The sequence below is a fragment of the Serinibacter salmoneus genome (assembly GCF_002563925.1).
GTDB classification, from domain to species: domain Bacteria; phylum Actinomycetota; class Actinomycetes; order Actinomycetales; family Beutenbergiaceae; genus Serinibacter; species Serinibacter salmoneus.
Window position 1 is genome coordinate 1,885,627 of record NZ_PDJD01000001.1, and the last position, 26,386, is coordinate 1,912,012.

General features: G+C 72.1%; 31 protein-coding genes. 13 read left to right on the forward strand and 18 right to left on the reverse strand.

From position 1 onward, the window contains the following. Positions 1-58: 58 nt before the first annotated feature. The 6 genes from ATL40_RS08460 to ATL40_RS08485 are packed head-to-tail and all read right to left on the reverse strand — an operon-like array spanning position 59 to position 6,195. A complete protein-coding gene (locus ATL40_RS08460) occupies positions 59-550 on the reverse strand; it encodes a hypothetical protein (RefSeq protein WP_143556909.1) in 492 nt (163 codons plus the stop codon). A 54-nt stretch (positions 551-604) separates the two neighbouring features. Beyond that, positions 605-1,096 (reverse strand): pantetheine-phosphate adenylyltransferase, encoded by a 492-nt coding sequence (gene coaD / locus ATL40_RS08465; RefSeq protein ID WP_098469161.1) that lies wholly within the window; start codon positions 1,094-1,096, stop codon positions 605-607. A gap of 9 nt (positions 1,097-1,105) precedes the next feature. Beyond that, positions 1,106-1,669: a 16S rRNA (guanine(966)-N(2))-methyltransferase RsmD gene (gene rsmD, locus ATL40_RS08470; RefSeq protein WP_098469162.1), complete on the reverse strand. Its 564-nt coding sequence runs from the start codon at positions 1,667-1,669 to the stop codon at positions 1,106-1,108. After that, on the reverse strand, positions 1,666-3,192 hold the full coding sequence (locus ATL40_RS08475) for a DUF6297 family protein (protein WP_143556910.1): 1,527 nt from the start codon (positions 3,190-3,192) through the stop codon (positions 1,666-1,668). Before ATL40_RS08475 ends, rsmD begins: the two co-directional genes overlap by 4 nt. A gap of 9 nt (positions 3,193-3,201) precedes the next feature. Beyond that, entirely contained in the window at positions 3,202-3,897 is a 696-nt protein-coding gene (locus ATL40_RS08480) for an ABC transporter ATP-binding protein (RefSeq protein WP_098469164.1), read from the reverse strand. Positions 3,898-3,924: 27 nt separating this feature from the next. Next, positions 3,925-6,195, reverse strand: a complete 2,271-nt coding sequence (locus ATL40_RS08485) for an ATP-dependent DNA helicase RecG (RefSeq protein WP_098469165.1) — start codon at positions 6,193-6,195, stop codon at positions 3,925-3,927. A gap of 314 nt (positions 6,196-6,509) precedes the next feature. Here ATL40_RS08485 and rpmB point away from each other — a divergent pair, with 314 nt between their 5' ends. The 3 genes from rpmB to ATL40_RS08500 all read left to right on the forward strand — a co-directional run bounded on the left by rpmB (position 6,510) and on the right by ATL40_RS08500 (position 8,320). Further along, a complete protein-coding gene (gene rpmB / locus ATL40_RS08490; protein WP_098469166.1) occupies positions 6,510-6,701 on the forward strand; it encodes a 50S ribosomal protein L28 in 192 nt (63 codons plus the stop codon). A 186-nt stretch (positions 6,702-6,887) separates the two neighbouring features. Continuing rightward, positions 6,888-7,367: a GNAT family N-acetyltransferase gene (locus ATL40_RS08495; RefSeq protein WP_098469167.1), complete on the forward strand. Its 480-nt coding sequence runs from the start codon at positions 6,888-6,890 to the stop codon at positions 7,365-7,367. Then, a complete protein-coding gene (locus ATL40_RS08500) occupies positions 7,364-8,320 on the forward strand; it encodes a glycosyltransferase family protein (protein WP_098469168.1) in 957 nt (318 codons plus the stop codon). Before ATL40_RS08495 ends, ATL40_RS08500 begins: the two co-directional genes overlap by 4 nt. Positions 8,321-8,341: 21 nt before the next feature. On the opposite strand, the gene ATL40_RS08505 is transcribed toward ATL40_RS08500, so the two are convergent. Further along, positions 8,342-9,316: a thiamine-phosphate kinase gene (locus ATL40_RS08505; RefSeq protein WP_098470379.1), complete on the reverse strand. Its 975-nt coding sequence runs from the start codon at positions 9,314-9,316 to the stop codon at positions 8,342-8,344. An 86-nt stretch (positions 9,317-9,402) separates the two neighbouring features. Here ATL40_RS08505 and ATL40_RS08510 point away from each other — a divergent pair, with 86 nt between their 5' ends. Both ATL40_RS08510 and ATL40_RS15005 read left to right on the forward strand, forming a co-directional pair. Beyond that, on the forward strand, positions 9,403-9,906 hold the full coding sequence (locus ATL40_RS08510) for a DUF3515 family protein (protein ID WP_098469169.1): 504 nt from the start codon (positions 9,403-9,405) through the stop codon (positions 9,904-9,906). 183 nt (positions 9,907-10,089) lie between these two features. After that, on the forward strand, positions 10,090-10,263 hold the full coding sequence (locus tag ATL40_RS15005) for a hypothetical protein (RefSeq protein WP_169925916.1): 174 nt from the start codon (positions 10,090-10,092) through the stop codon (positions 10,261-10,263). A gap of 181 nt (positions 10,264-10,444) precedes the next feature. On the opposite strand, the gene ATL40_RS08515 is transcribed toward ATL40_RS15005, so the two are convergent. After that, complete coding sequence (locus ATL40_RS08515; protein ID WP_098469170.1) at positions 10,445-11,068, reverse strand: helix-turn-helix domain-containing protein; 624 nt, start codon at positions 11,066-11,068, stop codon at positions 10,445-10,447. 86 nt (positions 11,069-11,154) lie between these two features. Here ATL40_RS08515 and ATL40_RS08520 point away from each other — a divergent pair, with 86 nt between their 5' ends. Together ATL40_RS08520 and ATL40_RS08525 are read left to right on the forward strand one after the other, a co-directional pair. Continuing rightward, positions 11,155-11,913: an AzlC family ABC transporter permease gene (locus tag ATL40_RS08520; protein ID WP_098469171.1), complete on the forward strand. Its 759-nt coding sequence runs from the start codon at positions 11,155-11,157 to the stop codon at positions 11,911-11,913. Continuing rightward, positions 11,910-12,233, forward strand: coding sequence for an AzlD domain-containing protein (locus tag ATL40_RS08525; protein WP_098469172.1), 324 nt, complete (start codon positions 11,910-11,912; stop codon positions 12,231-12,233). The genes ATL40_RS08520 and ATL40_RS08525 overlap by 4 nt, the downstream gene beginning before the upstream one ends. A gap of 40 nt (positions 12,234-12,273) precedes the next feature. On the opposite strand, the gene ATL40_RS08530 is transcribed toward ATL40_RS08525, so the two are convergent. Next, a complete protein-coding gene (locus tag ATL40_RS08530) occupies positions 12,274-13,389 on the reverse strand; it encodes a D-alanine--D-alanine ligase family protein (protein ID WP_098469173.1) in 1,116 nt (371 codons plus the stop codon). A gap of 61 nt (positions 13,390-13,450) precedes the next feature. Between ATL40_RS08530 and ATL40_RS08535 the strand changes: the two genes are divergently transcribed. Beyond that, the gene (locus ATL40_RS08535) at positions 13,451-14,599 is read left to right on the forward strand and encodes a trans-sulfuration enzyme family protein (RefSeq protein ID WP_098470380.1); all 1,149 of its coding nucleotides are present in this window, start codon (positions 13,451-13,453) and stop codon (positions 14,597-14,599) included. Between the two features lie 309 nt (positions 14,600-14,908). On the opposite strand, the gene ATL40_RS08540 is transcribed toward ATL40_RS08535, so the two are convergent. Continuing rightward, positions 14,909-15,904: an NAD(P)H-dependent glycerol-3-phosphate dehydrogenase gene (locus ATL40_RS08540; RefSeq protein WP_098469174.1), complete on the reverse strand. Its 996-nt coding sequence runs from the start codon at positions 15,902-15,904 to the stop codon at positions 14,909-14,911. Between the two features lie 2 nt (positions 15,905-15,906). Then, positions 15,907-16,821: a lysophospholipid acyltransferase family protein gene (locus tag ATL40_RS08545; protein WP_098469175.1), complete on the reverse strand. Its 915-nt coding sequence runs from the start codon at positions 16,819-16,821 to the stop codon at positions 15,907-15,909. 131 nt (positions 16,822-16,952) lie between these two features. Here ATL40_RS08545 and ATL40_RS08550 point away from each other — a divergent pair, with 131 nt between their 5' ends. From ATL40_RS08550 to ATL40_RS08560, 3 genes are all read left to right on the forward strand, one after another. Continuing rightward, positions 16,953-17,456, forward strand: a complete 504-nt coding sequence (locus ATL40_RS08550; protein ID WP_098469176.1) for a hypothetical protein — start codon at positions 16,953-16,955, stop codon at positions 17,454-17,456. A 77-nt stretch (positions 17,457-17,533) separates the two neighbouring features. Further along, positions 17,534-18,076 (forward strand): RES domain-containing protein, encoded by a 543-nt coding sequence (locus ATL40_RS08555; RefSeq protein ID WP_169925917.1) that lies wholly within the window; start codon positions 17,534-17,536, stop codon positions 18,074-18,076. A 161-nt stretch (positions 18,077-18,237) separates the two neighbouring features. Next, entirely contained in the window at positions 18,238-18,891 is a 654-nt protein-coding gene (locus ATL40_RS08560; RefSeq protein WP_098469178.1) for a hypothetical protein, read from the forward strand. A gap of 10 nt (positions 18,892-18,901) precedes the next feature. On the opposite strand, the gene ATL40_RS08565 is transcribed toward ATL40_RS08560, so the two are convergent. Beyond that, positions 18,902-19,768 carry a hypothetical protein gene (locus ATL40_RS08565; RefSeq protein WP_098469179.1) on the reverse strand — a complete coding sequence of 289 codons (867 nt, stop codon included), beginning with the start codon at positions 19,766-19,768 and terminating at the stop codon, positions 18,902-18,904. A 166-nt stretch (positions 19,769-19,934) separates the two neighbouring features. Here ATL40_RS08565 and ATL40_RS08570 point away from each other — a divergent pair, with 166 nt between their 5' ends. Both ATL40_RS08570 and ATL40_RS08575 read left to right on the forward strand, forming a co-directional pair. Further along, positions 19,935-20,594 carry a DUF2975 domain-containing protein gene (locus tag ATL40_RS08570; protein ID WP_098469180.1) on the forward strand — a complete coding sequence of 220 codons (660 nt, stop codon included), beginning with the start codon at positions 19,935-19,937 and terminating at the stop codon, positions 20,592-20,594. After that, positions 20,584-20,832, forward strand: a complete 249-nt coding sequence (locus tag ATL40_RS08575; protein ID WP_098469181.1) for a helix-turn-helix domain-containing protein — start codon at positions 20,584-20,586, stop codon at positions 20,830-20,832. Before ATL40_RS08570 ends, ATL40_RS08575 begins: the two co-directional genes overlap by 11 nt. Positions 20,833-20,902: 70 nt before the next feature. Here ATL40_RS08575 and ATL40_RS08580 read toward each other — a convergent pair whose 3' ends face one another. From ATL40_RS08580 to ATL40_RS08605, 6 genes are all read right to left on the reverse strand, one after another. After that, positions 20,903-21,328: a hypothetical protein gene (locus ATL40_RS08580; RefSeq protein ID WP_098469182.1), complete on the reverse strand. Its 426-nt coding sequence runs from the start codon at positions 21,326-21,328 to the stop codon at positions 20,903-20,905. Positions 21,329-21,443: 115 nt separating this feature from the next. After that, positions 21,444-22,070, reverse strand: coding sequence for an alkylhydroperoxidase domain protein (locus ATL40_RS08585; RefSeq protein WP_098469183.1), 627 nt, complete (start codon positions 22,068-22,070; stop codon positions 21,444-21,446). After that, the gene (locus tag ATL40_RS08590; protein WP_098469184.1) at positions 22,067-22,765 is read right to left on the reverse strand and encodes a CMD domain protein; all 699 of its coding nucleotides are present in this window, start codon (positions 22,763-22,765) and stop codon (positions 22,067-22,069) included. Before ATL40_RS08590 ends, ATL40_RS08585 begins: the two co-directional genes overlap by 4 nt. Next, positions 22,762-23,838 (reverse strand): putative FMN-dependent luciferase-like monooxygenase, encoded by a 1,077-nt coding sequence (locus ATL40_RS08595; RefSeq protein WP_098469185.1) that lies wholly within the window; start codon positions 23,836-23,838, stop codon positions 22,762-22,764. Before ATL40_RS08595 ends, ATL40_RS08590 begins: the two co-directional genes overlap by 4 nt. Next, complete coding sequence (locus tag ATL40_RS08600) at positions 23,835-25,484, reverse strand: dipeptide ABC transporter ATP-binding protein (protein ID WP_098469186.1); 1,650 nt, start codon at positions 25,482-25,484, stop codon at positions 23,835-23,837. The genes ATL40_RS08595 and ATL40_RS08600 overlap by 4 nt, the downstream gene beginning before the upstream one ends. Beyond that, complete coding sequence (locus ATL40_RS08605) at positions 25,481-26,386, reverse strand: ABC transporter permease (RefSeq protein ID WP_098469187.1); 906 nt, start codon at positions 26,384-26,386, stop codon at positions 25,481-25,483. The genes ATL40_RS08600 and ATL40_RS08605 overlap by 4 nt, the downstream gene beginning before the upstream one ends.

Below are 26,386 nucleotides of genomic sequence, written 5' to 3' on the forward strand. Positions count from 1 at the left end.
TGGACCAACGAAGAACTCTACCAGGAGCCTGACCAGCGGGCCACTTGGAGAGGCTGGGCTACTTGGTGCCCAGCCGCCCCGCCAAGCGCGCCCGTCCGGCGCGCACCTGGTTCAGCGCGGCGTCCAGGTCCGACTCCATCTCGGCCAGCCGCTGGTCGGCGTAGCGGTCGGAGTCGGCGCGCAGGCCCGTGGCCTCCTCCTCCGCGGCGGCCACGATCTCCGCGGCGCGCACCGTGGCGTCGGCCACGATGGCGTGCTCGGCCACGAGGTCGGCGGCCTTGGCGTGCGCCTCGGCCACGATCTGCTCACCCTCCGCGGTGGCGCGGGCGTGCACGGCCTCCGCCTCGGCCACGATCCGGTCGGCTGCGGCCACCTGGTCGGGCACCGCCTCACGGGCGGCGGCCACGAGGTCGAGCAGCTCGGCGCGGTTGATCATCGCGGAGGCACTCATCGGCACGGCGCGGGCATGCTGCACCTGACGGGTGATGTCGTCGAGGATCGCGAGCAGCGCCTCGCCTTGATCGGCGCCACTGGGGGCATTCTCAGCCACGGGTATCTCCTGTCGTCTCGCCACCATTGTGGCCCACATCACCCGACCGGCCGGTCATCGGCTGCCCGATCGTTCGGCGAGCCGCTCCCGCACGAGGGGGGCGACGCCGTCGGGCACCAGGTCCTCGATCTCGCCGCCGTGCCGGGCGACATCGCGCACCATGGAGCTCGCGACGTGGGCGAGGGCGGGATCTCCGATCACGAAGACGGTCTCCACGCCCGTCAGGTGCCGGTTCATCAGGGCCATCGGGGACTCGGCGTCGAAGTCCGCTCCCCCGCGCAGACCCTTGACCACGGCCACGGCGCCGACCTCGCGGCAGAAGTCCACCAGCAGGCCCGGCGCGATCGCCACCCGCACCCCGGGCAGGTCCGCCACGGCCTGCGCGAACAGGTCCCGGCGCTCGGCGGCCGAGAGCAGCGGCGACTTGGCGGCGTTGACCGCTACGGCCACCACGACCTCGTCGAACAGGCCGGCCGCGCGGCGCACCACATCCACGTGCCCGAGGGTGACCGGATCGAAGGTGCCGGGAACGACCGCTGTTCTCACGCCGTCAGCCTAACCATCGCCGGCCTCATCATCAGTGTGGTCGAGGTAGTGCAGGGCTGTCTCCCCGTACTTCTTGGTCTGCGCGGCGACCAGCCCCAGCGGCAGCGTGGGTTCGGGGCTGCGGGAGGAGCGTTCGACCACCACGAGGGCATCCGGCGCGAGGTGGGGCACCAGGCGCTCCAGCACCACCGCGAGCGCCGGTTCGGCCAGGTCGTAGGGCGGGTCGAGGAACACCAGGTCCGCACGCGCATCACTCGGTTCGGTGAGGTAGGTCTCGACCTTCTGGTGGCGCACGGTGGCGGGCAGGCCGAGCGCGGCGACGTTCTCGCGGCACACCCGAGCGGCCCGGTGATCCGCCTCCACGAGCACGGCGGCCTGGGCCCCGCGGCTCAATGCCTCGAGCCCGAGCGCGCCGGAGCCCGCGTACAGGTCGAGCACCTGGGCGCCCTCGATCACGCCCCAGGCGGCGAGGCGGCCGAACAGGGCCTCGCGGACCCGGTCGGAGGTGGGGCGGGTGCCGCGCGGTGGCACCGCGATGGTGCGCCCGCCGGCGCTTCCTGCGACGATCCTCACTTCTTCAGGCTACCCACGTGCGCCGCGACCGCCACGAGGATCCCGGAGACGATCAGCTGGGCGAGCAGCAACACGGGCTGCGGGCCGACGGCGAAGGCCACCAGGGCGGGCAGGGTCGCCACGAGGTTGAGCACCGGTCCCAGGGTGAGGGAGGTGATCACCCCGGGCGGGTAGGCGATGCCGCCGGGGGCGACGACGAGTTGGCCGCCCCAGTCCGGCGGCTTGCGGTAGGCGGCCTTGACCGCGGCGGCCGCCAACCCGATCGCCAGCAGCACGGCCATCGGCAGCCACACGATCAGCGTCACGCCCAGTCCGGTGGTCGCGGCGCCGATCACGGCGCCGGAGCCGAGGGAGTCGCGCAGCACGATCGTGACCAGGACCCACACCAGCAGCACCGCGCTGGGGAGCACGAGCCGAGCGGCCCGGGTGGCACGCGCGGACATCCCCAGCGCGCGGTCCAGCGCCGGGGCGTCCTCGGCGGCGCGGGCCCCCACCCCCACGGCGGTGGCGGCGAGGTAGGCACCCACCACGAGGCCGCCGAGCACCAGGGGCAGGGAGCCGCCGGCCACCTCCATCGCGAACGGGATGCCGAGGCTGGTGGCGAGCATCGCGAGCTGGCGGGGTGAGCGGGTCAGGAGCAGCCAGTCGGCGGCGACCATCGCGGTGACCGGGCCGCGCACGCCGCCCAACCGCGCCAGCCGGCGGCGGGAGTCGCGGCCGGTGTCGGTCAGCACGCGGCCGAGTTCGCGCAGGTCGAGGGAGACGATGGCGAAGCTCGCGCGCCCCGTGCGGGCGCCGCGCTCGCGCAGGTCGATCCCGGAGATCCCGCCGAGCCGGGCGGCCGCGGCAACCGCGAGCACGACGCCGAGAATCACCAATGCCGCTGCCGTGGCCACCGCCGGGGTGGCCGGCGGGATCGTCCCGGTCTCGGTGAGCGCGATCCAGGCGATGACCGCGAACGCGGTGAGCAGGTCACCCACCAGCGCCAGGCGCCTGCCCCGGATGGCGTGATTGCCGGGAAGCACCTGGGAGAGTGCCGCGGCGGCCGCGAGCGCCACGCCCGCCCCCGCGCCGCCGAGTGCCGCCACACCGACCGTGCCGAGTGGGGCACCCACCAGCGCGGCGACGGCGGCGCCGATCACGGCCCCGATCACCCCGGTCGCGGCGAGCCACCCCGCCAGCACGGGGCGCAGCAGGCCGGGCCGGTCCGCGGGGGTGGTGAGCCACCACAGCGCCCCGGGGGCGCCCACGCCCACGGGGCCGAGTCTCGCCAGGAGGCCGAGCAGCAGACCCAGCGCGGCGAGGGAGCCGACCCACCACAGCCACGCGACGCCGGCGCTCGCCTCGGGGGTGGTGGTGTCCAGTTCGGCACCGAGCACCCCGGCGCCGCTGACCGCCATGGCCACGGCCACCACCGCCGTCAGCAGGTAGGTGTAGGCGTCGCCGACGAGCGAGCCCAGGCCGGCGCCACCGTGACCGCGGCGCGCCTTGGCGGTGAGGGCGCGCAGGGCGGCGCCGCTCATCGGTTCCATCTACAGGTCCTCGATCGCGCGGACGGCCTGCGCGGGGGTGGTGCGCTCCACCGAGTCCGGCTTGATGACCAGGGCGTGGCTGGCGACCTCCCCCACCAGCTTGGGGTCGTGGGTGGCCATGACGATCGCGACGCCGTCGTTCCGCTCGTCGTTGAGCCGCTGCGCGAGGCGGTCGCGCATGCCGGCATCCAGCCGCTGCTCGGGTTCGTCCAGGAGCAGCACCTTGCGTGGCCGCACGAACGCGGCGGCCAGCAGCATGCGGCGCCGCTGCCCGGAGGACAGCGCGGTGGGCATGGCGCGTTCCCGGTCGGTGAGGCCGAACTCCGCGACGAGGTCGGTCACCAGGTCGCTCGCCTGCATCACGCCGTGCCCGCGGGCGAGCAGGAGCAGGTGCTCGCGCACCGTGAGGGAGGGGAAGGAGGCGTCCTCGTCCATCACGGTGCTGACGGCAGCGCGGAAGGTGGCCTCGCGTTCGTCGACCTCGGTGCCGAGCACATCCACCCGGCCGGCCAGGGGCGCGAGCACCCCGGCGACGGCGCGCAGCAGCGTGGACTTCCCGGTGCCGTTGGCGCCCACGACGGCCAGGGCGCGGCCGGCGGGGAGCTGGAAGGAAATGGGCGGGCAGACCGCGGAGTCGGTGGACTCCCCGTACCCGACGAGCAGGTCGGTCGCCTTCACGGCGGGGGTGGCAGACACGGCGTCGAGCCTACGCCGCGCGCCTTCCTAGCTCCGCTCGAGGTACTCCTGCGCCTCGGCGTCCAGGGCACGCTCGATCGCGGCGGCCAGTTCGGCATGGTCGGTGAGGGTGGGGTCCTGCGCGATCACGGCGCGGGCGTCGGCGCGGGCCTGGTCGATGATCTCGGCGTGGCTCACCACGCGCAGCAGCCGCAGGGAGTTGGTGCGCCCGGACTGGTTGGCGCCGAGCACGTCGCCCTCGCGGCGCTGTTTGAGGTCCTCATCGGCGAGCACGAAACCATCGCGGGTGCCGGCGAACACGGTCAACCGGGCCCACGCGGGGGTCACGGCGCCCTCCGGGGTCTCGGGCGGCACGGCGGTGTGCGCGAGACACACCCCCGGCAGGCTGCCGCGCCCGATCCGGCCGCGGAGCTGGTGCAGCTGCGAGAGGCCGAAGCGGTCGGCGTCCAGGATCGCCATCACGCTCGCCTGGGGCACGTCCACGCCCACCTCGATGACCGTGGTGGCCACGAGCACGGGTACCTCCCCGGAGGCGAAGGCGGCCATGGCGGCGTCCTTCTCCTCGGCGCTCATCCGCCCGTGGAGCATCCCGATCGGGATGCCCGCGAGGGCGGGCTCCTCGCGCAGTTGCTCCACGACGTCCTCCACCGCGGAGAGCTCTCGGGGTGCGGACGTGGTGGAGCCACCGGCGCCCTCGATGCCCCTGGCGCCCCCACCGGCGCCCTCGGGGTCGGGCGGCAGCAGCTCCTCCCCCGCCTCGCCCGTGGTGGAGGTGATCCGCGGGCACACCACATAGGCCCGCCGGCCCTGCGCGACCTCCTCCGCGATGCGGGTCCACATCCGCTGCACCCAGGCGAGGTTGCCCGCCTGGACGAGGTGCGTGGTGATCTCGGCGCGTCCCGCCGGCACCTCGCGCAGGGTGGAGACCTCCAGGTCGCCGAAGATCGTCATGGCCACGGTGCGCGGGATCGGGGTGGCGGTCATCACGAGCAGGTGGGGACTGGTGCGGCCCTTGGCACGCAGGGCGTCGCGCTGTTCCACCCCGAAGCGGTGCTGCTCGTCCACGACCACGAGTCCCAGGTCGGCGAACTGCACGTGCTCCTGGATGAGGGCGTGCGTCCCGACCACGATGCCAGCGCTGCCTGAGGCGGCCTCGGCGAGCGCGGCGCGACGTTGCGCGGTGGACATGGAGCCGGTGAGCAGCACCACCCGGGTGGCCTCGTCGCCCGACCCCAGCATGCCGCCCTCGGCGAGCGGCCCGAGGAGGGCGCGCAGGGAGCGTTCGTGCTGGGCGGCCAGTACCTCTGTGGGCGCCAGCAGCGCGGCCTGCCCTCCGCCGTCGACCACCTGCAGCATGGCGCGCAGCGCCACCACGGTCTTCCCGGAGCCCACCTCGCCCTGCAGCAGCCGCTGCATCGGGACCCCGCCCGCGAGTTCCTCCGCGAGGGTGTCGCCGACGGCGCGCTGCCCCTCGGTCAGGGCAAAGGGCAGGCGGGCGTCGAACGCCTCGAGGAGCCCACCGGGTCGGCGGGGAAACGGGGTGCTGGGCTCCGCGGCGGCCTCGGCGCGGCGCTTGGCCATGGCGGCCTGCAGCACGAACGCCTCCTCGTAGCGCAGTGCGTCCTGCGCGGCCAGGTACTCCCCCATCGACTCGGGGCGGTGCATGCCGCGGATGGCGTGGGCGTGGTCCATCTGGCGGTGCTCGCGACGCACGGCCGGCGGCACGGGGTCGGGGAGGTCAGCGTCGTCCAGGGCGTCGAGTTCGCTCTTGATGAGCGTGGCGATGGACTTGGAGTCCACCCCGGCGGTCTGGGGGTAGGTCAGCCGGGGGTGCTTGGCGCGCTCGGCGAGCTCCTCCTCGCTGAAGTCGGAGTCGACCTCCTCGATGGTGGGGTGCACCACCTGCGGGCGGCCGGAGCGGTACTTGATCTTGCCCTCCACCACCACCCGACGACCCGGCACGAGCCGCTGCTCGAGGTAGGTCACCCGGCCGCGGTGGGGGGCGAAGTAGATCGCCGGGAGGGTGCTGACGCCGTCGGTCACGGTGACCTCGACCAGGAACCCGCGGCGGTTGCGCATCGGCCGCGCCGTGAGGGAGGCGATGTCCACGGCCATCATCACCTCCTGCCCCTCCGGGAGGCGGGCGATCTCGGCCAGGTCGGTGGGGCGGCCTGGGTCGAAGGCGCGGCGCGGGTAGTGCGTCAGCAGGTCCCGCACGGTGGTGATTCCGAGCTTCTCGAACTTCTTGGCCTTGCGCGCGTCGTACTTCAGGCGCAGTTGCCGGTCGAGGTCGCTCACGGGGGCAGCCTATGCGGCGGGTGCGACATCGCGCGCGGACGCCGTGCGGGTGTGGACCGCGTGCGGGTGTGGACCACGTGCTTGGGTAGACGCGTACGCGGTTCGCTAGGCTGCCGGGCATTGCCGCCGGAGCCGACGCCGCAACAATCGCCCACGCGATCACCAGGCGCGGCAGCCGATTGGGCGCACTCCCCCGTGTGGGGTACGCTATTGCGGTTGCGTTGCGACGAGTGACCGTGGTGCCCCGCGCCCGATCGCCGACAACGCGCCGGACCATTCGCCGCCTCGAGCGGCTCACGATGAGGAGAACGACCGTGGCTTCGACCTGCGACGTGTGCGCCAAGCACCCGAGCTTCGGCAAGAGCGTCTCGCACTCGCACGTGCGGACCTCGCGCCGTTGGAACCCCAACATCCAGAAGGTGCGCACCGTGATCAACGGCACGCCCAAGCGGATGAACGTCTGCACCTCCTGCCTCAAGGCGGGCAAGGTGACGCGCGCTCTGTGAGCCGCTCCTGACGCAGTACGACGGCCGCTCTCCCTGATGGGAGGGCGGCCGTCGTCGTTCAACACGCGGCATGTGTCTCCCGCCGCGCCGCACATGTCGCCCGCCGCACTGCGATCCGTCGACCCCGCGCCCCCACCCGTCGCACCCATGCCCCACTCGGCTGGCGGCCTCCCCTACCCTCGGAGCATGACGTACGGGGTGAGGTGGGCGCACAGCGATGAGGCCTCGAGTGTCGCGGACCTGCTGTCCGCGTTCCATCGCGAGTTCGACGCACCCACGCCGGAGCACGCGGTGTTGACGGACCGCGTCACGCAGTTGCTGCGGCAGGACACCACGTGGGCCCTGGTGGCGGGCAAGCCCGCCTGCGCCCTCGCGCTGGTCACGGTCCGCACGAACGTGTGGCACCCGGGCGGCGTGGCACTCCTGGACGAGTTGTACGTGGCACCGGACCGGCGAGGGCAGGGCATCGGGTCCGCCATGATGACCGAGCTCGCGCGCCGGGTGCGGGCCGAGGGCATCGGCCTGCTGGAGGTCAACGTCGACGAACCCGACGTCGACGCGATCCGTTTCTACGAGCGCCACTGCTTCCTGGCCTCGGAGCCGGGATCGTCCGACCGCGCGTTCTACCTGTGGCAGGAGTTCTGCGCAGGCAGAATGCGACCATGAGCATCACCATCGTGTCGGGACACTCCAACCCGGCCACGCCGGCCCCCCTGAACCACCGCGCCTACGCCCAGCGGCACGGGTACGCCTATGTGTTCGACGCGACGCCATACCCCTTGGAGACCGTCTGGGACCAGAAGTTACTCGCCATTCTCCAGGTCATGAAGGACCCAGAGACCGAGTGGATCTTCTGGATCGACGACGATGCGATCTTCACCCAGCTCGATGTCCCGCTCACCCAGTTGCGTGGCAAGGACGTCGACGCGCCATGGGGGCCAGCGGCGGACACTGACCGTCGAGACATTCCACTCCTCGAGCGCCCTGAGTCGTTCCACGTCTGCCGCAGCCCCGTGAACCCGTTCGGGGAGTGGTCGGCGATCAACGCCGGCCTTATGATCATCCGCAATACGGCGACGATGCGTGACTTCATCGCGACCATCCTGCACACCCCCATGGAGTCGGTTGCGGCGTGGTGGGATCCAGAGGTCAACGGCAACCTCTACGCCGACGACGGCGATCAGGAGCGCATGCAGTACCTCATCGCCACGCGGGGGCTGGCCGAGCAGGTGGGCTTGCACGATCCCCTCGCCTTCAACTCCCGCACCTACCACCTGGCAGAGCGCCTAGATGAACTGTTCGTGTGCCACCTAGCGAACTACCGGGACAAGGTGCAGGGGTATCGGGAACTGCGGGAACGGTTCGGCCTGAGTGAGTATCTGCTACCACCGGACGAACTGGACCACGAGTTGTACCGGCACTCGATGTTCTTCCACCGCCCCGCACTGCTGCCCCAATGCGGGGCCGACCCCGCGTCCGAGTCCGAGTCCGAGCCGGCGCCCACCACCCGTCCCCTGCCACCGCTCACCTCTCGCGGTGCGCGGATCGTGGGCGATCTCGAATGGCAGGGCCGGCGCCTCGCGCGCTGGACCATCACGAGGTTGCGCGGTGGAGGGTAGGGAGCCAGAATCCACGGCCGGTCAACCGGAGAAGTGGTCCCATCCGACGCGCACCGAGGGCGGTTCCCCGTCTATCGTCACGGCGTGCCCGACTGCGTCGCGGACCCTGCCGATCCGCCGGAACTCCGCCGGCAGCGCCGCCGAGGCAGGGAACGTCGCGAGCAGCCCGTGGTCCTCTCCCCCGCCGAGCACCCAGTCCATCTCGGCGATCCCGGCGATCTCGGCGGCCTCCTGCAGTGCCTCGGCCTCGGGCCCCAGCAGCCGCGAGGAGAGCTCGATCCCCACCCCGCTCGCGCGGGCGACCCGGCCGGCGTCCCGCAGCAGGCCGTCACTCAGGTCAAGCATCGCCGTCGCCCCTGATCGGGCGGCGTCCACGCCGGCGCCGAGCGGCGGCGTCGGCCGGCGGAATGCCCCCACCAGCCCCTTCACGGAGTCCGGCAACACCACCCCGGAGTCCGCCAGTTCCAGCAGCGCGAATCCGGCGGCGGCCCGCCCGAGCGTCCCAGCGCAGGCCACCTGATCCCCCGCCCGGGCGCCGGAGCGCAGCACGGGGGCCACGCCGTCGAGCTCCCCGAGGGCCGTGACGCTGACCATCACGCTCGGCCCCGCCGAGAGGTCCCCGCCGACCACGCCGACCTCATGCGGCGCGCAGGCCTGGGCGAGCCCGTCGGCCAGGTCGATCACCCAATCCACCGGCAGGTCGGGCGGCATCACGAGGGAGACCACGAGGCTTCGGGGTACGGCGCCCATCGCGGCGACGTCGGCGAGGTTCTGCATGGCGGCGCGCCACCCGACGTCGGCCCCGCTGCTCCAGCGGCGGCGGAAGTGGTGGTCCTCCACGAGCACATCGGTGGTGACCACGGCGTCGCCGCGGTCGAAGCGCAGCACGGCGGCGTCGTCGCCGGTGCCGACGGGTGTGCGCACGCCGCGCGGCAGTCGGGGGGCGAAACGGGCGATCAGCTCGGTCTCGTCGAGCTCGGCAACGGTGAGGGGCACCCGGCCAGCGTAGGCGGCGCCCTGCGCCACGGCCGAGCACAACCGGGCCCGACGGCGCCGCCCACCCGAGCGGATACCGTGAGCGGGTGCACCTCACCCGCCCCCGCTCCGCCGTCCTGCCCGCTCTCGCCCTGACCGCCGCCGGACTGCTGACGGCCTGCGGATCCGATGCGGTGACCGTGGAGCCGGCGCCCAGCGCCTCGGACCCGATCTGCGGCATCGTGCTGCAGAACGCCCCGCAGGTGCTCGCGGATGCGGACCGCCGGGCCACCACCTCGCAGTCCTCCCTCGCGTGGGGCGATCCGGCGATCACGCTGCGGTGCGGGCTGGAGCCCCTGGAGCCGACGACCGACCGCTGCATCACGGTGACCGGACAGGGCAGCGAGAGCGTGGACTGGGTGGTGAAGGAGAACGACGACGTGGCCGGGGAGGACACCGAGCGGGGGCGGTTCGTGTTCACTACCTACGGACGCGTGCCGACCGTGGAGGTCATCGTGCCGGTCGAGTACGCGGGCACGGATGCGACGGCCGTGCTGCTGGATCTGGCGGGTGCGATCGCCCCCACTACGGCGTTCGCGCAGTGTGCGTGACGTCACACCTCTAGGACCCCCATCGCGATGGTCAAGCACCCCTCCCGCAGGGGCCAAGAACGTTGCAATTCCGCGGGAAAGTGAGGCACAGATCACGGCCGAAGGTCCTAGCCGAACGTGTTACAGACACGTAACATTGAGGGTGTTCACAGCCCACAAGGCATCACGAGAGAAAGCACCCCGATGAGCACCGCGACCGTTCCCACCACCGACGTCCACGACGAGGCCATTGCTCTGGTTCGCGAGGCCGTGAACGCCTACCTTCCCGTTGCCCGCGCCCGCCGCGGCGCCATGGACACCACGACCTGGACCCAGGTCGTCAACGAGGTGCGCGACGTCGTCGCCGCCACCAACTGAGCCCCACCACAGACTGCCGTCGACGGCGCTGACACACCAGTCGCGCCTGTCCGGCACCGTTCGCCCGGCCGACGACCTCGGCCAGCGGCGAACCACGGCGCCCTCCCACACCAGGGAGGGCGCCGTTCTCTTTCCCGCGCGGTCTTTGGACTCGCTCAGGCGGGATGCCCGACGGCGCAGCTCAGCTGGTCTCGGACAGCAGCACTGCCGTGGTGCCCGGCTCGAGCGCCTCGAACAGGTGGGGCTCATCGCCCGGGTAACTGAGGTAGTCACCCGGGCCGAGCTCGACGGGCGCCTCCAGCGGGCCGGCGAGGGCGCGCCCCGACGCGAGCACCAGGTGCTCCTGGGCGCCGTACACGTGCGGTTCAGAGCGGCGCGGCACACCGGGCTCGGCGGTGATGCGGTAGAGGTCGCGCCGCGCCATGGGCGGGCACGCGGCCAGCAGCGTCGCCTCGTATGTCGCGTCCCCGGCGGGCACCCGCGGACCCTCGCCCGCGCGGATCACCTGCACGCGCGCGCTCGGGCGCTCCACGAGCGCCGAGAACGGCACCCCCAGCGCGTCACTCAGCGCCCACAGGGTCTCGACCCCGGGGTTGCCCTGGGCCGACTCGAGCGCCGAGAGGGTGGACTTGGCGATCCCGGCGCGGCGCGCGACCTCGGAGAGACTCAGGCCGCTGCGCGCGCGGGCGGTGCGCAGACCCTGGGCGACCAGCGCGCGCACGTCCGGGCGGCCGCCCTGCTCGGTCGGCGCGCCCGGGACTGCTGGGGCAGCCGGAGGAGTGGTCGACGGCGTAGGCTCGGACATGCGTTCAGCCTACCGGCCGATCGTTCACCACGCCGCCCGATTCGTTCTGCTTGACGAACGATCGTTCGCCAGGTCAGTATCCCGGCATGGCTTCGCTCTGGACGTCCGTCCCCGCCGAACTGCGCCGCGCGGTGCTCCTGGTCACCCTCGCCGTCGCCCTGGTGGGTGTCGCCTACGGCGTCACCGCCACCGCCAACCAGTTCGCCGTCTGGCAGATCCTCGTTCTCGCGGTGCTCGTGCTCGCCGGGTCCGCGGAACTGCTGTTCGTGGGGCTCATCGGCGCCGGTGCCAGCCCATGGCTCGCCCTCGGCGCCTCCTTGCTGTTGAACCTGCGCAACGTGGTCTACGGCATGGCGTGCTCGCCCCTGCTGCCCGCCGGATGGCGCCGGTGGGCCGGGGCGCACCTCGTGAACGACGAGACCGTGGCCCTTGCCGCCGCGCCGAGCGGCGACCGCCCCGCCGAGTTGCCGCCACGCACCCTCGCGCAGCGATGGGCCACCTTCCTCGTCTCGGGGATCGGCGTCGCGGTGGGCTGGCCGTTCGGCGCCCTCATCGGTGCGACCCTCGGGCAGGTGGTGCCCGAGCCCGAGCTCTGGGGCCTGGACGCCGTGCTTCCCGCTCTGCTGGGGGCGCTGGCGATGCCGGCGGTGCGCAACGGCAGCACGTTCGCGGTGGCGGTGCTCGCCGCAGCGATCGCGCTGGTGGTCACGCCCGTCGTGCCGCTGGGGGTGGCACCGATCGCGGGGCTGGCGGCGCTCGTGGTCCTGCTCCTCGCGCGCCGCCCCGGCGGCGGGGATCAGCAGGGCGGGGATCAGCAGGGCGGGATCGCGGGGGCGGGCGCATGACCGAGGTGATGATCGCCGTCGTGCTGCTCGGCCTCGGCACGTACTCGACGCGGCGCGCGGGTGTGGCCCTCGGCGGCAGCGTGACGACCGGCCCTCGCGCGGCCTTGGCGGAGTGGGTGCTCGACCACGCCGTGATCGCCCTGCTCGTTGCGGTGGCGCTCAGCACCGCGGTGTTCGACGGCCACCAGTTCGGCGGCTGGGCGCGGCCCCTCGGCGTGGCGTGCGCGCTGACCGCCGCGTGGCTGCGCGCACCGCTGGTGCTCAGCGTGCTGCTGGGCGCGGGTGTGACGGCGCTGGCGCGACTCGCGGGGCTCACTTGAGCCGGGCCACGTCGCTCCCCACACGGAGCGGGCGAGCCCTCTACCTCAGCCCGGTCGGGCGCTCCAGCGCCAGGTCGATGAGCTCGGTGATCAGCTCGGAGTAGCTCATCCCCTCGTGCTGCCACAGCATCGGGAACATCGAGAACGGCGTGAAGCCGGGCATCGTGTTCACCTCGTTGATGCTGAGCTTGGTGCCCGCGAGGAACATGTCCACCCGCGCCAGCCCCTCGCAGTCCAGCACCTCGAACGCCCGCGCGGCCATGGCGCGCGCCTCGCGCTGCGCCTCGTCGGACACCGAGGCCGGAACCTGCAGCGAGGTGGTGGAGGTGTCGGTGTACTTCGCCTCGAAGTCGTAGAAGGTGTGCTCCCCGCTGACCACGATCTCGCCGGGCGCGGTGGTGCGCGGCGGGTTGGTGCCGCGCCCCTCCAGCACCGCCACCTCGATCTCGCGACCGTCCACGGCCGCCTCCACGATCACGCGCGGATCGTGCCGCCGCGCCTCCTCGATCGCGGCGATCAGGGCGGCCTCGCCGTCGGCGAGCACCACGCGCTGCACCCCCATGCTGGATCCGGCGCGCGAGGGCTTGACGAACACCACCGGGCCGAGCGGCCACACCGCATCCAGGCACGCAGCGCGGTCCCGCTCCCACTCCCGTCGGCCGATCAGGGTGAAGCGACCCACCGGCAGACCCGCACCGGCCAGCATCATCTTCATCGCGTACTTGTCCATGCCGGCCGCCGAGGCCAGCACACCGGAGCCGACGTAGGGCAGATCCGCGAGTTCGAGCATGCCCTGCAGCGTGCCGTCCTCCCCGAACGGACCGTGCAGCAGCGGCAGGACCACGTCCACGCCGCCGAGCACGCGCTGCGCCTCGGTACCCGAGGCGACCATCACCTGGCCGGACTGCGGGCCGAAGCCGAGCATCGCCGTCGGGCGCTCCTGATCGGTGACCTCCGGCAGGTAGCCGGGGGCGAGTTTGAGGGACTCGGTGTCCTCCGGGCCGATCACCCAGGCGCCGCTACGGGCGATGCCGATCGGCACCACCTCGAAGCGGTCGCTGTCGATCGCGGACATCACGCCGGCGGCTGTCGCGCAGGAGATGGCGTGCTCGCTGCTGCGGCCGCCGAAGATGATCGCTACCCGGGTCCGACTCATGGGGCGAGACTACGCGGACGCACTGACACCGCGCGGGATCGGCACGCGTAGGGTCGAGAGCATGAACCTGCGCCCCGCAACCGTGGTGGTGGAGTCGGGTCGGCCCGACCGCACCCCCGGCGCCCCCGTGAACCCCCCGATCGTCATGTCCTCCACCTACGTGGGCCACGAGCAGCCCGCCCCCGAGGACCTCGTGTACGCCCGCATCGGCACCGAGACCTGGGAGCCCTTCGAGATCGCGCTCGGCGAACTGGAGCGCGCGGACCGGCCCGGTCTGCTGTTCGGCTCCGGGATGGCCGCGATCTCCGCGGCCCTGTCCCTCACGCCTCCCGGCGGCGTGATCGTCGCCCCGCAGCACGCCTATCACGAGGCCCTCGTGGGCGTGCGGTGGCTCGGCGAACGCTCCGGGATCAGCGCGCGGCTCGTGGACATCACCGACGCCGAGGCCGTGGCCGCGGCCATCCGCGGCGGCGACGGCGAGGCGCCCGCGGACCTGGTGTGGCTGGAGACCCCGACGAACCCGATGCTCGAGGTCGCCGACATCGCCGCGATCTCGGCGGTCGCGCACGAGGTCGGGGCCCTGGTGGCGGTGGACAACACCTTCGCGACCCCGCTACTGCAGCGTCCGCTCGAACTCGGCGCCGATGTGGTGGTGCACTCGGTGACGAAGTACCTCGCCGGGCACTCCGACGTGGTGCTCGGCGCCGTGGTCACCTCCGACGACGCACTCTTCGCGAAGTTGCGCCAGCGACGCATCACCGACGGCGGAGTCGCCGGTCCGTTCGAGGCATGGCTCGCGGTGCGCGGCCTGCGGACCCTCGCCCTGCGCGTGGAGCGGGCGCAGGCCAACGCCCTGGAGCTGGCCACGCGCCTGCAGTCCCACCCGGCCGTGGCCGCGGTGGCCTACCCGGGCCTGCCCGACCACCCGCAGCACGACCTCGCGGCCCGGCAGATGGACGGGTTCGGCGCGATCCTCACGCTACGCGTGCGCGGCGGCGCCCAGGCCGCGGCGAGGCTGACGGAGGCGGTCCAGGTCTGGCTGCCGGCCACCTCCCTGGGCGGGGTGGAATCGATGCTGGAGCGACGCCGTCGTTGGCCGAACGAGGCCCCGACCGTGCCGGAGGACCTGCTGCGGGTCTCCGTGGGGATCGAGGACGTCGAGGACCTCTGGGAGGACCTGGACCAAGCGCTGCGCGCCTCGCAGGAGTAGGCGCGGACGACACCCGGCGTGGGGTCTACGCCGAGTTGTCGCTACGGGCGGTCTGCCCCTCGCGGAGGGCGGCCTGCCCCTCGCGGAGGGCGATGAACCCCTCGCTGAGGGAGGAAGCACCGCTCTCGGTTCTCACCCCATGGAAGTGTCGGTGCAGGTCACAGCGATGCGACGGCAACGCCGGCGCGGAGAACTGGTGAGTGCACCTCCCTCAGCGAGGGGTCCACCGCCCTGAGCGAGGAACTCGGCGCCGCGTCGACTCACCCCGCCGCCGCACCCGGTTCAGCCGCACCCTCAGTCCGCGCCGACTCAGTCCTCCGCGCGCGGAGGCCGCTCCACCAGCCGGGAGACCATCTCCGGGACGGGGAGCCCGTCGTAGAGCACCGCGACCACGGCGGCCGTGATGGACACCCGGATCCCGCGTTGCTGCGCCAGGTCCAGGATGGCCCGGCAGGACTTGGCACCCTCCGCCGTCGTGCCGATCTCGGCGACCGCCTGCTGCAGCGAGTACCCCTTCCCCACCAACGAGCCGAGGCGGTGGTTGCGGGAGAGCGGCGAGGAGCAGGTGGCGATCAGATCGCCCATCCCCGCGAGTCCCGCGAAGGTCTCCGCCTGCGCGCCGAGGGAGACGCCGATCCTGGAGGCCTCCGAGAGTCCGCGGGTCATGATCGAGGCCATGGTGTTGTCGCCGTAGCCCACGCCCTGCGCGATCCCGACGGCGAGCGCGATGACGTTCTTCACCGCTCCCCCGACCTCCGCGCCGATCACGTCGGTGGTGGTGAACACCCGGAAGTACGGCGTGGCGCACGCGCCCGCGACACGCAGCGCCACCTGCTCGTCGGTGCACGCAACCACCGAGGTGGTGGGCTGGCGCCGGATGATCTCACCGGCCAGGTTCGGCCCGGACAACACCGCCATGCGCTGCGCGGGGATGTCCCAGATCTCGCTCAACACCTGCGACATGAACGTGTCGGTGCCGTGCTCCACGCCCTTCATCAGGGAGACCACGATCGCACTGCGGGGCACGCTGGAGGCGTGGTCGGCCAGGACACGGCGCACGACGTCGGAGGGCAGGGCCACGACGACGAGCTCGGCTCCCTGCAGCGCAGCCGCCATGTCCGTGGTGGCGGTGATCCGGTCGCTCAGCACCGCCTCGGGGAGGTAGCGCAGGTTGGTGTGGCGGTCGGTGATCTCTTCCGCGCGGGACTCCACGTGGGTCCACAGCACGACCGGGTTCCCGGCGTCCGCGAGGATCTGAGCGAACGTGGTCCCCCAGTTGCCCGCGCCGATCACGGTGCACCGCATGGCTATCGCCCTTCCTCGGCCTCGGTGGCCGCTCCCGGGGAGGCGTCGGGACCGGGGCGGGCTGCGCCGTCGGGTGCCTCGCTCGCCTCAGGACTCGCCTGTGCGGCGGCGGCCTCGGCGACCTCGCCGGCGGTGGTCTCCCCGGCCGATGCCGCCAGGGCGTTGCCCTCGGCAGGCGAGCCGTCGGTGTGCGTCCAGCCGGAACGCGTGTCGCTGCGGCGCGGGTCGAACGGCTGCGCGGGCGGCTCCTCGCCGCGCAGTTCGGCGACACCCGCGGTGATCGCGGCCATGATCCGCTGGGTGGCCTCGTGGAGCACCGAACCGGTGAGCGGCTTCTCGCGCAGGTCCTCAAGGTCCACCGCGGGGCCCACGACGGCGCGCATGGTGCGGCGCGGGAAGAGCTTCGGTAGGGCGCTGCCCTTGGGGAGCACGTAGATCGCGCCCCACTGGCTCAGCGGGATCACGGGCTTGCCGCTGGTGAGGGCAAGCCGCGCAACTCCGGTGTGCCCCATCATCGGCCAGGAGTCCGGGTCCTGCGTGAGCGTGCCCTCGGGGAAGATCAGCACCACCTGGCCGGAGTCCAGCGCCTCACGGGCGGCCACGAGGGAATCCCCGGCGCGGCGCGAGCCGCGCACCACGGGGATCATCTCGAGCTTGCGCAGGAACCAGCCGAGCACCGGCACCTTCCAGAGCGAGTCCTTCGCCATGATCTTCGGCGCGGCGCCGTTGTTGTAGAGCACGTGGGCCGTGGTGACCGGGTCCAACTGGGAGACGTGGTTGGCCGCCACGATGAAGCCGTCGGTGCGGCGCAGGTTCTCCGTGCCGCGCCACTCCTTGCTGAGGAAGACCCACAGGAAGGGCTTGATCAGCCCGGCGAGGAAGCGGTAGGCGGCGGGATATCGCTTGGCGGTGCTCACGCCCGGTGAGTCTACTGGGGGGTGCCTGCGGCGGCGCTCCGCACTTCGGGGGCCTTCCGCGACGGGCGTCAAGAGCGTAAAGTGGGAGGGGCCCAGAGCGGTCAGTTGGGGAAGACGAGGAGGCGCCAACGATGCCGACACGCGAGCAGGAGTACGTCGAGTCCGTCCTGACCCACGTGCGGGAGGGCCTCTCCCGCGCCCACCTCGACCTCTCCCAGAGCGCCGAGCAGACGGCGAACGCGATGGTCGCTGCCCTCCCGACTCACCATGCCTACGACGAGTTGATCGGTCCGTTCCTCAGCTCGCAAGGTGCCCGCACGCTGCTCGGACTCGAGAGCCGCCAGGCCCTGCAGCACCGGGTTGACGTGGGCAGCGTGCTGCGAGCCCGCACCGACGACGGCATCAACGTCTACCCCGCGTTCCAGTTCGACGGCGGGCGAGTGCATCCGGCGCTCCTGCCCGTCCTGGGCGCGCTTCGCGATATCGACGGCTGGACGGCTGCCCTCTGGCTTTGCCTCCCCAACGATGAACTCGACGGGCTGGAACCGCGGACCTGGCTGCTCGACCCCGAGCGCGACGGCGAACGGGTGGTCGGCCTCGCTCGGGAGGCTGCCGCCTCGTGGACCCGGAGATGATTAGAGCGCGAGTAGCGCAGCGACTCCCCACCGGCGACGTGATGGGGTTCCCGCACGTCCGCGTTCCGCATGGCGCGATGTGGTTCCGCGAGCACGGGCCGCTGGGGCCTTGGTGGTTCGCCTCCGGCACAGGAGGGCGATTCAACCTCGACGAGCCTCGCGGGAGCCTCTACCTCGCGTCCAGCGCAGAGGCCGCGGCGCGGGAACGTATCGGCGGCCCGCTTGCCCAGGCGGGTGTCGTCCCCGCCACGCTCGTCGAGGACCGGGCGGTCTCCGCTATCGCGCTCGATGCCTCGGTCGAGGCGGCGGACCTGACGGCTCGGGACGCCCTGCGCCACGGCGTCGTGTGTCACGAGCTGTGCACGATGACCCCGTACGACGTGCCGCGGGCGTGGGCGGCCGCCTTCGACGCCGCAGGCTTCGGCGGGATCGTCGGGACGATCCGGTTCTCTCCTCCGACCGAACGCGCACTGACCGTGTTCGGCGGCGCAGGGGCACGGGATTGGGAGATGCCGGCCGACGCCGTAGCCCTACGCGCTGTGCTGGAGGGACTCGACGTCAGGGTCATCGAGCCGCCGTCCTCGCGGTCGTTGACGTTCGTGGATCCGCCCGGGCTCTGAGGCGCCGACGGCGTGGTGCGTCCCTCTCGGCGCCACCGCGACACTCCTCACCCCGTCGCGTCCCGCTCCGAAGGGCGAGTGGTAGTTTCAAAGAGTTGAATGATGAACCACACTCGACGAGGAGTGAGAGATCCCCCCACCGGGAATATGGAGGATCGACCATGAGACACCCGAACCCCATCGCCTTGTCCTCAATGGCGCTCGTCGTCTTGACGGCGTGCGCCCCGGCGTCCCCGGACCCAGCTGCGAACTCGACCCCGTCATCCTCCGTAGCCTCGACTCCCGATGCCTCAGTCAGCCTCGGCGCCGAAGAAGCACAGTGGCTAGAGGAGCTGCGTGAGAACCGGTCCGAGGTCGGGGCACAGCAGGAACGCGAGAGGGCGGAGGCCGAGGCGCTCCTCCCTCTCCCGGCGGGCGCCGAATGGAGCACCTTCGAGCGGTTTGCCGAGCTGGATGAGCAGATCGAACGCTTGGAGGGTGGTAGCGGACTGTCGTCGGGCCAGACGCACCCGATGCCTCTGCGGTACGAGGACGGGTTCTTTGCGTCCCTGATGGCAATCGATTGGCAGTGCGCCTGGTTGTCAGAAGCCGTCAGTCAGTACGACGCCGGAAATCTCACTGCTGCGCAGGACGCCGTCGAGACCCTTCGCTCGTTCACGGAGAAACCGCTCGCTGCCGCTTTCCCTGACTATTCGTCATACCTTGAAGCGTTCGTGGAGCCACTAGGCCCCGAGGACACCGACGCCGCGACGCCCACGCTGCTCCCCTGCGCACCGGAGTCTCTCGTTCCCGCCTACAGGGAGACCGTCGAGTAGGCCGCCGGATTCAGGCACTACCGGGTTCGCACCGCCGTGCACGCACGGAGATGCCGGGACTGCTCGCGGCCTCGTGAGCTGCGGCTGCGGCCGCGCTGTCGGCGTACTGGGCCCACATGCCCACATAGAGGCCCCACTCGTCCTCGGCCATACGCACCGATACCGCCTCGGGCGCAGTGAGGTCCACCAACTGCGCCACCTCTGGCGCCGAGGAGAGGCGGTACTCGTTCATCGTGGAGCTGAACTCTCCTCTGAAACACTCCTCCTCCAGGGACACCCCCACGTTCACCGACGCCACCGCGCTCGGCTTCGCCAACCAGACCAAATCCTGCGCCGCACGAGCGACCGCCTCGGGCGTCTCTGGTTCCACCGTCACCGTGGGCCGCGACCACATCAAGATATCGACAGTGAACGCCTGCATCGTCGAGTGAACCACCTCGTCAGCCACCTCGACGAGCCCCGACACCTCCTCACTAGCGTCGGGGAACACACCCAGTGCCACCCGGCCTCGCCCCTGAATCACCTCCAGCGTCGGCACCCCATCATCCAGTGGATCATCAACTGCGCTGATGACCCTGATCGCCTCCTGCGTCACACTCTCGACTTTGTCGGCATCCCACGCCCCTCGCATGTGAAGGGTCCACTCACCTGGATCCGTGGTCTCCACAAACGGCTGAGTGTGAACCCAGAACGATGCCTCCTCCACCCCCTCGATCTCATCCAGATGCGACTCCAGAGAGGGCGGCTTGCCGATACCGAGAAAGAAGTACCCGAACCAGGCAGCGAGGCCCAGGACCAGAACGAAGGCACTCAGCGGCGGCAGCCACAGCATCCACCGCAGTCGAATAGCCGTATCCACCCGCATCGGCCTGTCCACACCATCACCCTAGGCGCCACCCCACCGCCCAAACCCGGCCAGACGTGAGAGATCCGTGAGGGGACCGTGACGACGTCCGTCGTCGTGGTTGACACCCGCCGGTCGCGTCGAACATTATCGTTATCGAGAATATCGAGGTCGATAACGCCCGAAGGGTAGTGACGCCGTGCAGCACCATGGTCCGCAGAGCGCAGACGACACCGGCAGCCCGGGAGACTCGAGCACCGAGCGCTCTGCCTTCTCCCTCCGGCTCGCGCGAGCCACCCTAGGCCTCCTCGCGCTGGCGGCCTCGCTGCAGGCGCTCGGCAGCCTCTGGTGTCTGGCGACCGGCCGGTTCCTCTTTGCGCTCGGCGGAGCCGAGCCACGCCTGGACTACCTCGACCTCCCGCAGGTCCTGCGGGCCCAGTCACGAGACGGTGAGGTCGCCTACCTCGTGGACCTGGACTTCTGGGTCCGCCTGGTCGGGTACACACCGGCGGTGCTCACCGGAGTCGTGATGGCACTCGGAGCTGCCTGGGGAGTCGCGGTGCTAGGCACCATCGGCCGCGGGCGACCGTTCGACCCCGCGGTACTCCGTGGAATGCGTCGCATCGGGTTCGTGCTGAGCCTCGGCGGTGTTGTCGCTGGCGCCCTCGACGTCGCGGCGAACTGGATGCTCGCCAACCAGCTCGACGACCTCTTCACCCACGGCCCGTACGAGGGCCTGGTCTACGACGGAGGTTCCTGGCCCGTGGCCGTGATCGTCATCGGCGTCGTCGTCCTCGCCACGGGTGCAGCGTTTCGCGAGGGCGCCCGCATGACCGAGGAACTCACCCATGTCGTCTGACGACGACGGGGTGCACGGACACATCGAGTGCCGCCTCGGTGCGTTGCTCGCCGAGCGCGACATGACGATGACCGAGCTCTCCCGTCGAACCGGCATCACGATGGCGAACCTGTCGATCCTCAAGAACAACCACGCCAAGGCCGTGCGCATGCACACGCTCGTGCTGATATGCGAGGCGCTCAAGGTGACGCCGGGCGAGATCCTGGTGCTGAAACCAGGCGCACAGGCTGACCAGTAGGTGCGGCACTCACTTACGCAGTGCACACGATCGCACGAGCCACGACCTCGTCAGTACCCGACGAGCCGTGCTACACCTCGACCTGCACGGTCGCTTCCATTGGACCGCCGCACGCCTCCGTCCCGCCCACGCGAACCCACTCAGGATCGATCGCCACTCGCTTCATGACGGAGCCTTGGTGGTCCTCGATCTCCACTGAGAGGTCGCCATAGAACACGGTGAAGGTCCACGATTCACCGTCTCCGGTCGGCCCGCCCCAACCCGGCCGAGACGAATCGCCGTACGCGCGGGTCTCTCCCGGTTCCAGACTGCAGAACCTTTGGTCGCAGAGGCGAAGCTCGCCCACGGACTCCGGGTCGCCGATCACTTCCACCGTCAAGGTGGAGGAACACCCGATCGTGGAGCACGTCACCCCGAATGGCCCGTCGCTGCACGAGGCGAGACCCAAACTCAGCAGGAGTGCCCCGCTGTACCGCCGTCGTCGGCCCGTGCTCATGGATCGAGCCTACGACGCACCCTGCAGAACCACCTCGCGGTACCCGCAGAACCACCTCGCGATACCTGCAGAACCACCTCGCGGTGCCTGCAGAACTGCCTCGCGGAGGTGGGGGTCAGGGGACAGAGGGGACGGAGGGCTCGCCGAGGGAGAGCATGAGGCGGTTGGCCCAGGAGAAGAACCCTGCGGAGGAGATCAGGTCCACGAGGGCGGCGTCATCCAGGCCCACCTCGCGCAGCTCCGCCACGTGCTCGGGACCGAACGCGATCGGGGTGCGGGTGAGCGCCTCCGCGGCCCGCACGATCGCCGACCACCGCGCCGAGAGCGAACCCTCGAGCAGCGCGGTGTGCACGCCCTGCGCGAGCAGCGCGTCCACCTCCTCGGGCCGGTGGCCCAGGGTGGCGGCGAACCGCGCGTGGACGCTGGCGCAGAACACGCACCCATTGGTCCGCGAGGTGGCCGTGGCCGCCAGTTCCCGCTCGGCGCGCGGCAGCCCGGAGCCGTCCCGCGCGCCGGTGTGGAAGATGTCCAGGTCCGCGCGGGTGCGGGCCTCGAGAACGGCCGGGTCCAGGGCGAGGAGGCGGAAGTAGGGGTTCTCGGCCCGCTTCGGCTCCACGAGCCCGGCGATCTGCTCGGGCGTCAGGTCCTGCGCGCGCGGTGGCTCGAGCCACGCCAGCCAGTCCAGCTGCTCGCGGGTGAAGTGCTCCGGCGGCGTCACCCGCGCGGTGGTCGTCGTGCTCATGTGTGCGTCTCCTTCGAGGAGGTCTCCTGCAGGACGGTGAGCCCGGCGACGATCCGCACCTGGTAGGTCAGGAACGACACGAGCTGGGAGAGGGTGACGATCGCGGTGGTGTCCCATCCGGCGCCGGTCAGGCGCGCGAGGTCCGCGGGTGCGGCCTCCCGCGGTCGCAGCACGAGCAGCGCGGCATGGTCGATCGCCGCCGCCAGCGGCGCGCCGAGTTGCTCGGTCAGCCCGGCGTCCTGGCTGCGGAAGACCTCCCCCGGCTCGTTCTCGCCCTGGAGCCCGACCTCGGCGTACACACCGTAGGGGCCCGGCCGGCTCGCGGCGGCGACGGCGGCCTCCACCGCGGCGATCAGGTCGCCGTCCGCGGCCGCGAGCGCCTCGCGGTGCGCGGCGGCGAGGGGCTCCCCCGCCGTGCCGTGCAGGCCGAGCACGAACAGGGCGACGGCGTGGCGCACCCGAGCGCTCACCGAACCCTTCTCGTCGCCCGAGTGCTCGCCCGAGGGCTGCGGCGCGAAGAGCGCCTCGTGGGCCGCCTGGCTCTGCTCGCGCGCCGTGGCCCGGCCGCGGCGCACCGCGTCCAGGGCGTCGCCGGCGCGGATCCCGACCGCCGCATCGATCACATCGGCCTCGGTCACATCCACATCGGTCACTTCCACACCACTCACCTCAGTCTCACTCACCTCGGCGCTCATGCCGTCACCTCCTCGAGTGCGCGCTCCTGCGACGCCGCCGAGCCAACAGCAGGAACCGAACTAGCACCCTCGGCAAGCGCGATCCCGAGCTCCGGCGCCACCTGCGTGGCCAGCAGCTCCAGGGACCGCAGGGTCAGGTCGTGCACGGGGTCGACCGAGTGCACCTGCACCAGCAGGTCGGTGGCGTGCGTCAGCACGGTGTCGCGGCGCAGCTCCTCGACCACGCGCTCCGGGGTACCGACGACCGTGTCCGATCGGCGCACCAGCTCCTCCACGGAGCCCTGCGGGTCCAGGCCCCACAGGCCGCCGGCGCGCGCCACGGCGCGCAGGCCGCGGTCGGCCTCCCGGCGCCAGACGTCCTCGGAATCGGCCACGAACACGCTGCGCGAGGCCGCGATGCGCGGCTCCACCCCGCCCGGCAGGGCGTCGAGGTAGGCGTCCACGACTTCCTCCTGGATCTCCCAGATCCTCAGGTCCGGCTGCCCCTCCGGGCGCGGCTGGCTGCGCGACAGCATGAGGCCGTGTCCGGCGGCGCCGATGCGGGCGGCGCCGGCGGCGGAGAAGGTGGCCTCCCACACCCGGCCGCTCAGCGTCGGCGCCTGCGGGTAGAGCTGGTTCTCCTCGGTCCCCAGGTCCCCGCCGCCCCAGGCATCGAGCACCTCCGCGAGGGCGTGGGCGTAGATCGCGCGGCGGTCGGCGGACTCCTTGCCGAAGGCGAGGAAGGAGGACGGCGTGCCCCCGGTCCCGAAGCCCGGCTCCACCCGGCCGCCGGAGAGCTCATCCAGCACGGCGAGGTCCTCGGCCACGCGCAGCGGCTGCTCCAGCGGGAGGGTGATGATGCCGGTGGCGAGGCGGATCCGGGAGGTCTGCGCGGCGATCCAGCCCAGGAGCACGGCGGGTGAGGGCAGCCCGCCCTCGGCGGCGTGGAAGTGGTGCTGCGCGACCCAGGCGGAGTGCAGGCCGAGCTGCTCGGCGCGCACCACGAGGTCGCCGGCGTTGCGGTAGCGCTGGGCGGGTGAGGTCTCGTCCAGCAGCCGGGTGAAGACGCCGAGGCGGAGGTGGTCGGTGGTCATGCGTTACTCCTCGCAGGGACGGAAGCAGGGACGGAAGCGGTGACGGTAGCGCTGGGCAGCGCGGCGCCGGGGATGGCGGCGATGAGGTCGCGGGTGTAGTCCTCGCGCGGGGTCTCGAAGATCTCCCGCACGCTCCCGGCCTCCACCGCGTGACCACCGCGCAGCACGGTGATGGTGTCGGCGATCTGCCGCACGACCGCGAGGTCGTGGGAGATCACCAGGTAGGTGGTGTCCAGGTCGTTCTGCAGGTCGGCGAGCAGCCGCAGGATCCCGGCCTGCACGGTGACGTCCAGGGCGCTGGTGGCCTCGTCCAGGATCAGCAGGTCGGGGTCGAGCACCAGGGCCCGCGCGATGGCGGCCCGCTGCCGCTGCCCGCCGGAGAGCTCCCGGGGGCGCCGGGCGTGCAGCGCGGGGTCGAGCGCCACCCGCTCGAGCACCTCGGCTGCCCGACGGCGTTGCTCGGCCGGGGTGCCGAGGGAGAAGTTGCGCAGGGGTTCCGTCACGGCCTGCAGCACCGTGTGCCGTGGATCCAGCGACCGGTCGGGGTTCTGGTAGACCAGCTGCACGCTGCGGCGCAGCTCCCGTCGCCCGGCAGAACCGAGGCTGGCGACCTCGCGGCCCAGCAATTGCACGGAGCCGCTGGTGATCGACTGGAAGGCGGCGACGGCGCGGGCCGTGGTGGTCTTCCCCGACCCGGACTCCCCCACGATCGCGTGCGTGGTGCCCTGGGGGATGTCGAAGCTCACGCCGTCGACGGCGGTGAAGGCGTGCCGGCGGCGCCCGAAGGTGACGGTGAGGTCCCGCACCCGCAGCGCCGACCCGGCCTCAGCCACCCGCGGCTTCCGGGTGATCGGCGTGGCGAGCGTGGGGGCGTCGGCCAGCAGTCGCCGGGTGTAGGGCGCGGAAGGGTCGCGCAGCACCGCATCCGCCGGTCCGCTCTCCTGCACGCGGCCCTCGCGCAGCACCACCACGCGGTCGGCGTGGTCGGCGGCGAGCGCGAGGTCGTGGGTGACCAGCAGGATCCCGGTGCCGGTGCTGCGGCGCAGCTCGTCCAGCAGGTCCAGGACCCGGCGCTGTACCGTGACGTCCAGGGCGCTGGTGGGCTCATCGGCCACGATCACGCTGGGGTCCAGGGCGATCGCGCCGGCGATGAGCACGCGCTGACGCATCCCGCCGGAGAGCTCGTGCGGGTACTGCCGGGCGCGGCGGCGCGGGTCGTCGATCCCCACCCGCTCCAGCAGGTCCACCACCCGCTCGGCCAGCACCCGGCGGGGTGCGGCGCGGTGGATGCGGAAGGCCGCGGCGATGGAGTCCCCGATCCGGGTGGTGGGGTCCAGGGAGGCTCCCGGGTCCTGCGGCACCAGCGCGATGCGCCGCCCGCGGGCACACCGCCAGGTGGCGGCCGAGGCGTCGGTGAGGTCCTCACCCGCCACCGCGATGCGCCCGCTCAGCACCCGACCGGTGGTGGGCAGCAGGTTCAGGGCGGCCTGCGCCGTCGTGCTCTTGCCGGATCCGGACTCCCCCACCAGGGCGACCAGTTCGCCCGGCGCCACCGAGACGGAGACGGCGTGGGTGACCTGGTGGACGCCCTCGGGGGTGTCGTAGCCGACGGAGAGGTCGCGCAGGTCCAGGGCGGGGGCGGTCATCGGGCACCTCGGATCAGGGAGGAGAGGCGGTTGGCGGAGAGCACCACGGCCACGACCACGAGGCCGGGCAGGGTGGTCAGCCACCAGGAGGTCGCGAGGTGGCCGCGGCCCTCGGAGATCAGCAGCCCCCACTCCGGGGTGGGCGGCGGGGCGCCGTAGCCGAGGAACCCGAGGGTGGAGATCGCGAGGATCGCGGTGCCGAACTGCAGCGCGGCGAGCGCCAGCACGGGGGTGAGGGAGTTGGGCAGCACGTGCCGCCACAGCACCGCCAGGGTGCGCCCGCCGCTGCCGAACGCGGCCTCCACGTATTCCAGACGTCGCACCCGCACCACCTCGGAGCGCGAGAGGCGGGCGAAGGCCGCCACGGCCGTGACGCCCACCGCGATCGCGGCGTTGGTGGTGCCGAAGCCGAGCAGGATGATCACCGAGAGGCTCAGCAGCAGCCCGGGGATGGACAGCAGCACGTCGGTGACGCGCATGAGGATCTCGTCCACCAGGCGGCCCAGGGAGCCGGCGGCCACGCCGATCGCGGTGCCAGCCACGAGGCCCACGGTCACCGCGACCACGCCCCCGGTCAGGGAGTAGCGGGCGCCGTAGACCACCCGGGTGAACAGGTCGCGCCCGGTGGGGTCGGTGCCGAACCAGTGCGCCGCGCTCGGCGGTTGCAGCGCCTCGCTGGGTTCGCCCACGTAGGGGTCGGCTGTGGTGAACAGGGCGGGGGCCAGGGCCCACGCGAGCACGAGCAGGAGCACCGCGGCGGACAGGATCACGCCGGGGGTCAGGCCCCGTGCCCGACGGCGCAGCGTGCGCCGGGGGCGCGGCGCGCCCGGGTCGGTGGCCGGCTCGGGCGCGGGGGTCTCCTGCAGCGTGCGGCGCTGCAGTTCGCTGATCTCGAGAGTCAT

What these genes read in the sequence shown, in the direction of transcription:
- ATL40_RS08605 (WP_098469187.1), bottom strand. Translation starts at nt 26,386, where the DNA reads ATGACTCTCGAGATCAGCGAACTGCAGCGCCGCACGCTGCAGGAGACC.
- ATL40_RS08515 (WP_098469170.1), bottom strand. Translation starts at nt 11,068, where the DNA reads ATGTCCGAGCCTACGCCGTCGACCACTCCTCCGGCTGCCCCAGCAGTC.
- ATL40_RS08525 (WP_098469172.1), top strand. Translation starts at nt 11,910, where the DNA reads ATGACCGAGGTGATGATCGCCGTCGTGCTGCTCGGCCTCGGCACGTAC.
- ATL40_RS08550 (WP_098469176.1), top strand. Translation starts at nt 16,953, where the DNA reads ATGCCGACACGCGAGCAGGAGTACGTCGAGTCCGTCCTGACCCACGTG.
- ATL40_RS08575 (WP_098469181.1), top strand. Translation starts at nt 20,584, where the DNA reads ATGTCGTCTGACGACGACGGGGTGCACGGACACATCGAGTGCCGCCTC.
- ATL40_RS08560 (WP_098469178.1), top strand. Translation starts at nt 18,238, where the DNA reads ATGAGACACCCGAACCCCATCGCCTTGTCCTCAATGGCGCTCGTCGTC.
- ATL40_RS08580 (WP_098469182.1), bottom strand. Translation starts at nt 21,328, where the DNA reads ATGAGCACGGGCCGACGACGGCGGTACAGCGGGGCACTCCTGCTGAGT.
- ATL40_RS08475 (WP_143556910.1), bottom strand. Translation starts at nt 3,192, where the DNA reads ATGAGCGGCGCCGCCCTGCGCGCCCTCACCGCCAAGGCGCGCCGCGGT.
- ATL40_RS08540 (WP_098469174.1), bottom strand. Translation starts at nt 15,904, where the DNA reads ATGCGGTGCACCGTGATCGGCGCGGGCAACTGGGGGACCACGTTCGCT.
- ATL40_RS08520 (WP_098469171.1), top strand. Translation starts at nt 11,155, where the DNA reads ATGGCTTCGCTCTGGACGTCCGTCCCCGCCGAACTGCGCCGCGCGGTG.
- ATL40_RS08590 (WP_098469184.1), bottom strand. Translation starts at nt 22,765, where the DNA reads ATGAGCGCCGAGGTGAGTGAGACTGAGGTGAGTGGTGTGGAAGTGACC.
- ATL40_RS08500 (WP_098469168.1), top strand. Translation starts at nt 7,364, where the DNA reads ATGAGCATCACCATCGTGTCGGGACACTCCAACCCGGCCACGCCGGCC.
- ATL40_RS08530 (WP_098469173.1), bottom strand. Translation starts at nt 13,389, where the DNA reads ATGAGTCGGACCCGGGTAGCGATCATCTTCGGCGGCCGCAGCAGCGAG.
- ATL40_RS08585 (WP_098469183.1), bottom strand. Translation starts at nt 22,070, where the DNA reads ATGAGCACGACGACCACCGCGCGGGTGACGCCGCCGGAGCACTTCACC.
- ATL40_RS08600 (WP_098469186.1), bottom strand. Translation starts at nt 25,484, where the DNA reads ATGACCGCCCCCGCCCTGGACCTGCGCGACCTCTCCGTCGGCTACGAC.
- ATL40_RS08535 (WP_098470380.1), top strand. Translation starts at nt 13,451, where the DNA reads ATGAACCTGCGCCCCGCAACCGTGGTGGTGGAGTCGGGTCGGCCCGAC.
- ATL40_RS08495 (WP_098469167.1), top strand. Translation starts at nt 6,888, where the DNA reads ATGACGTACGGGGTGAGGTGGGCGCACAGCGATGAGGCCTCGAGTGTC.
- ATL40_RS08595 (WP_098469185.1), bottom strand. Translation starts at nt 23,838, where the DNA reads ATGACCACCGACCACCTCCGCCTCGGCGTCTTCACCCGGCTGCTGGAC.
- ATL40_RS08555 (WP_169925917.1), top strand. Translation starts at nt 17,534, where the DNA reads ATGTGGTTCCGCGAGCACGGGCCGCTGGGGCCTTGGTGGTTCGCCTCC.
- ATL40_RS15005 (WP_169925916.1), top strand. Translation starts at nt 10,090, where the DNA reads ATGAGCACCGCGACCGTTCCCACCACCGACGTCCACGACGAGGCCATT.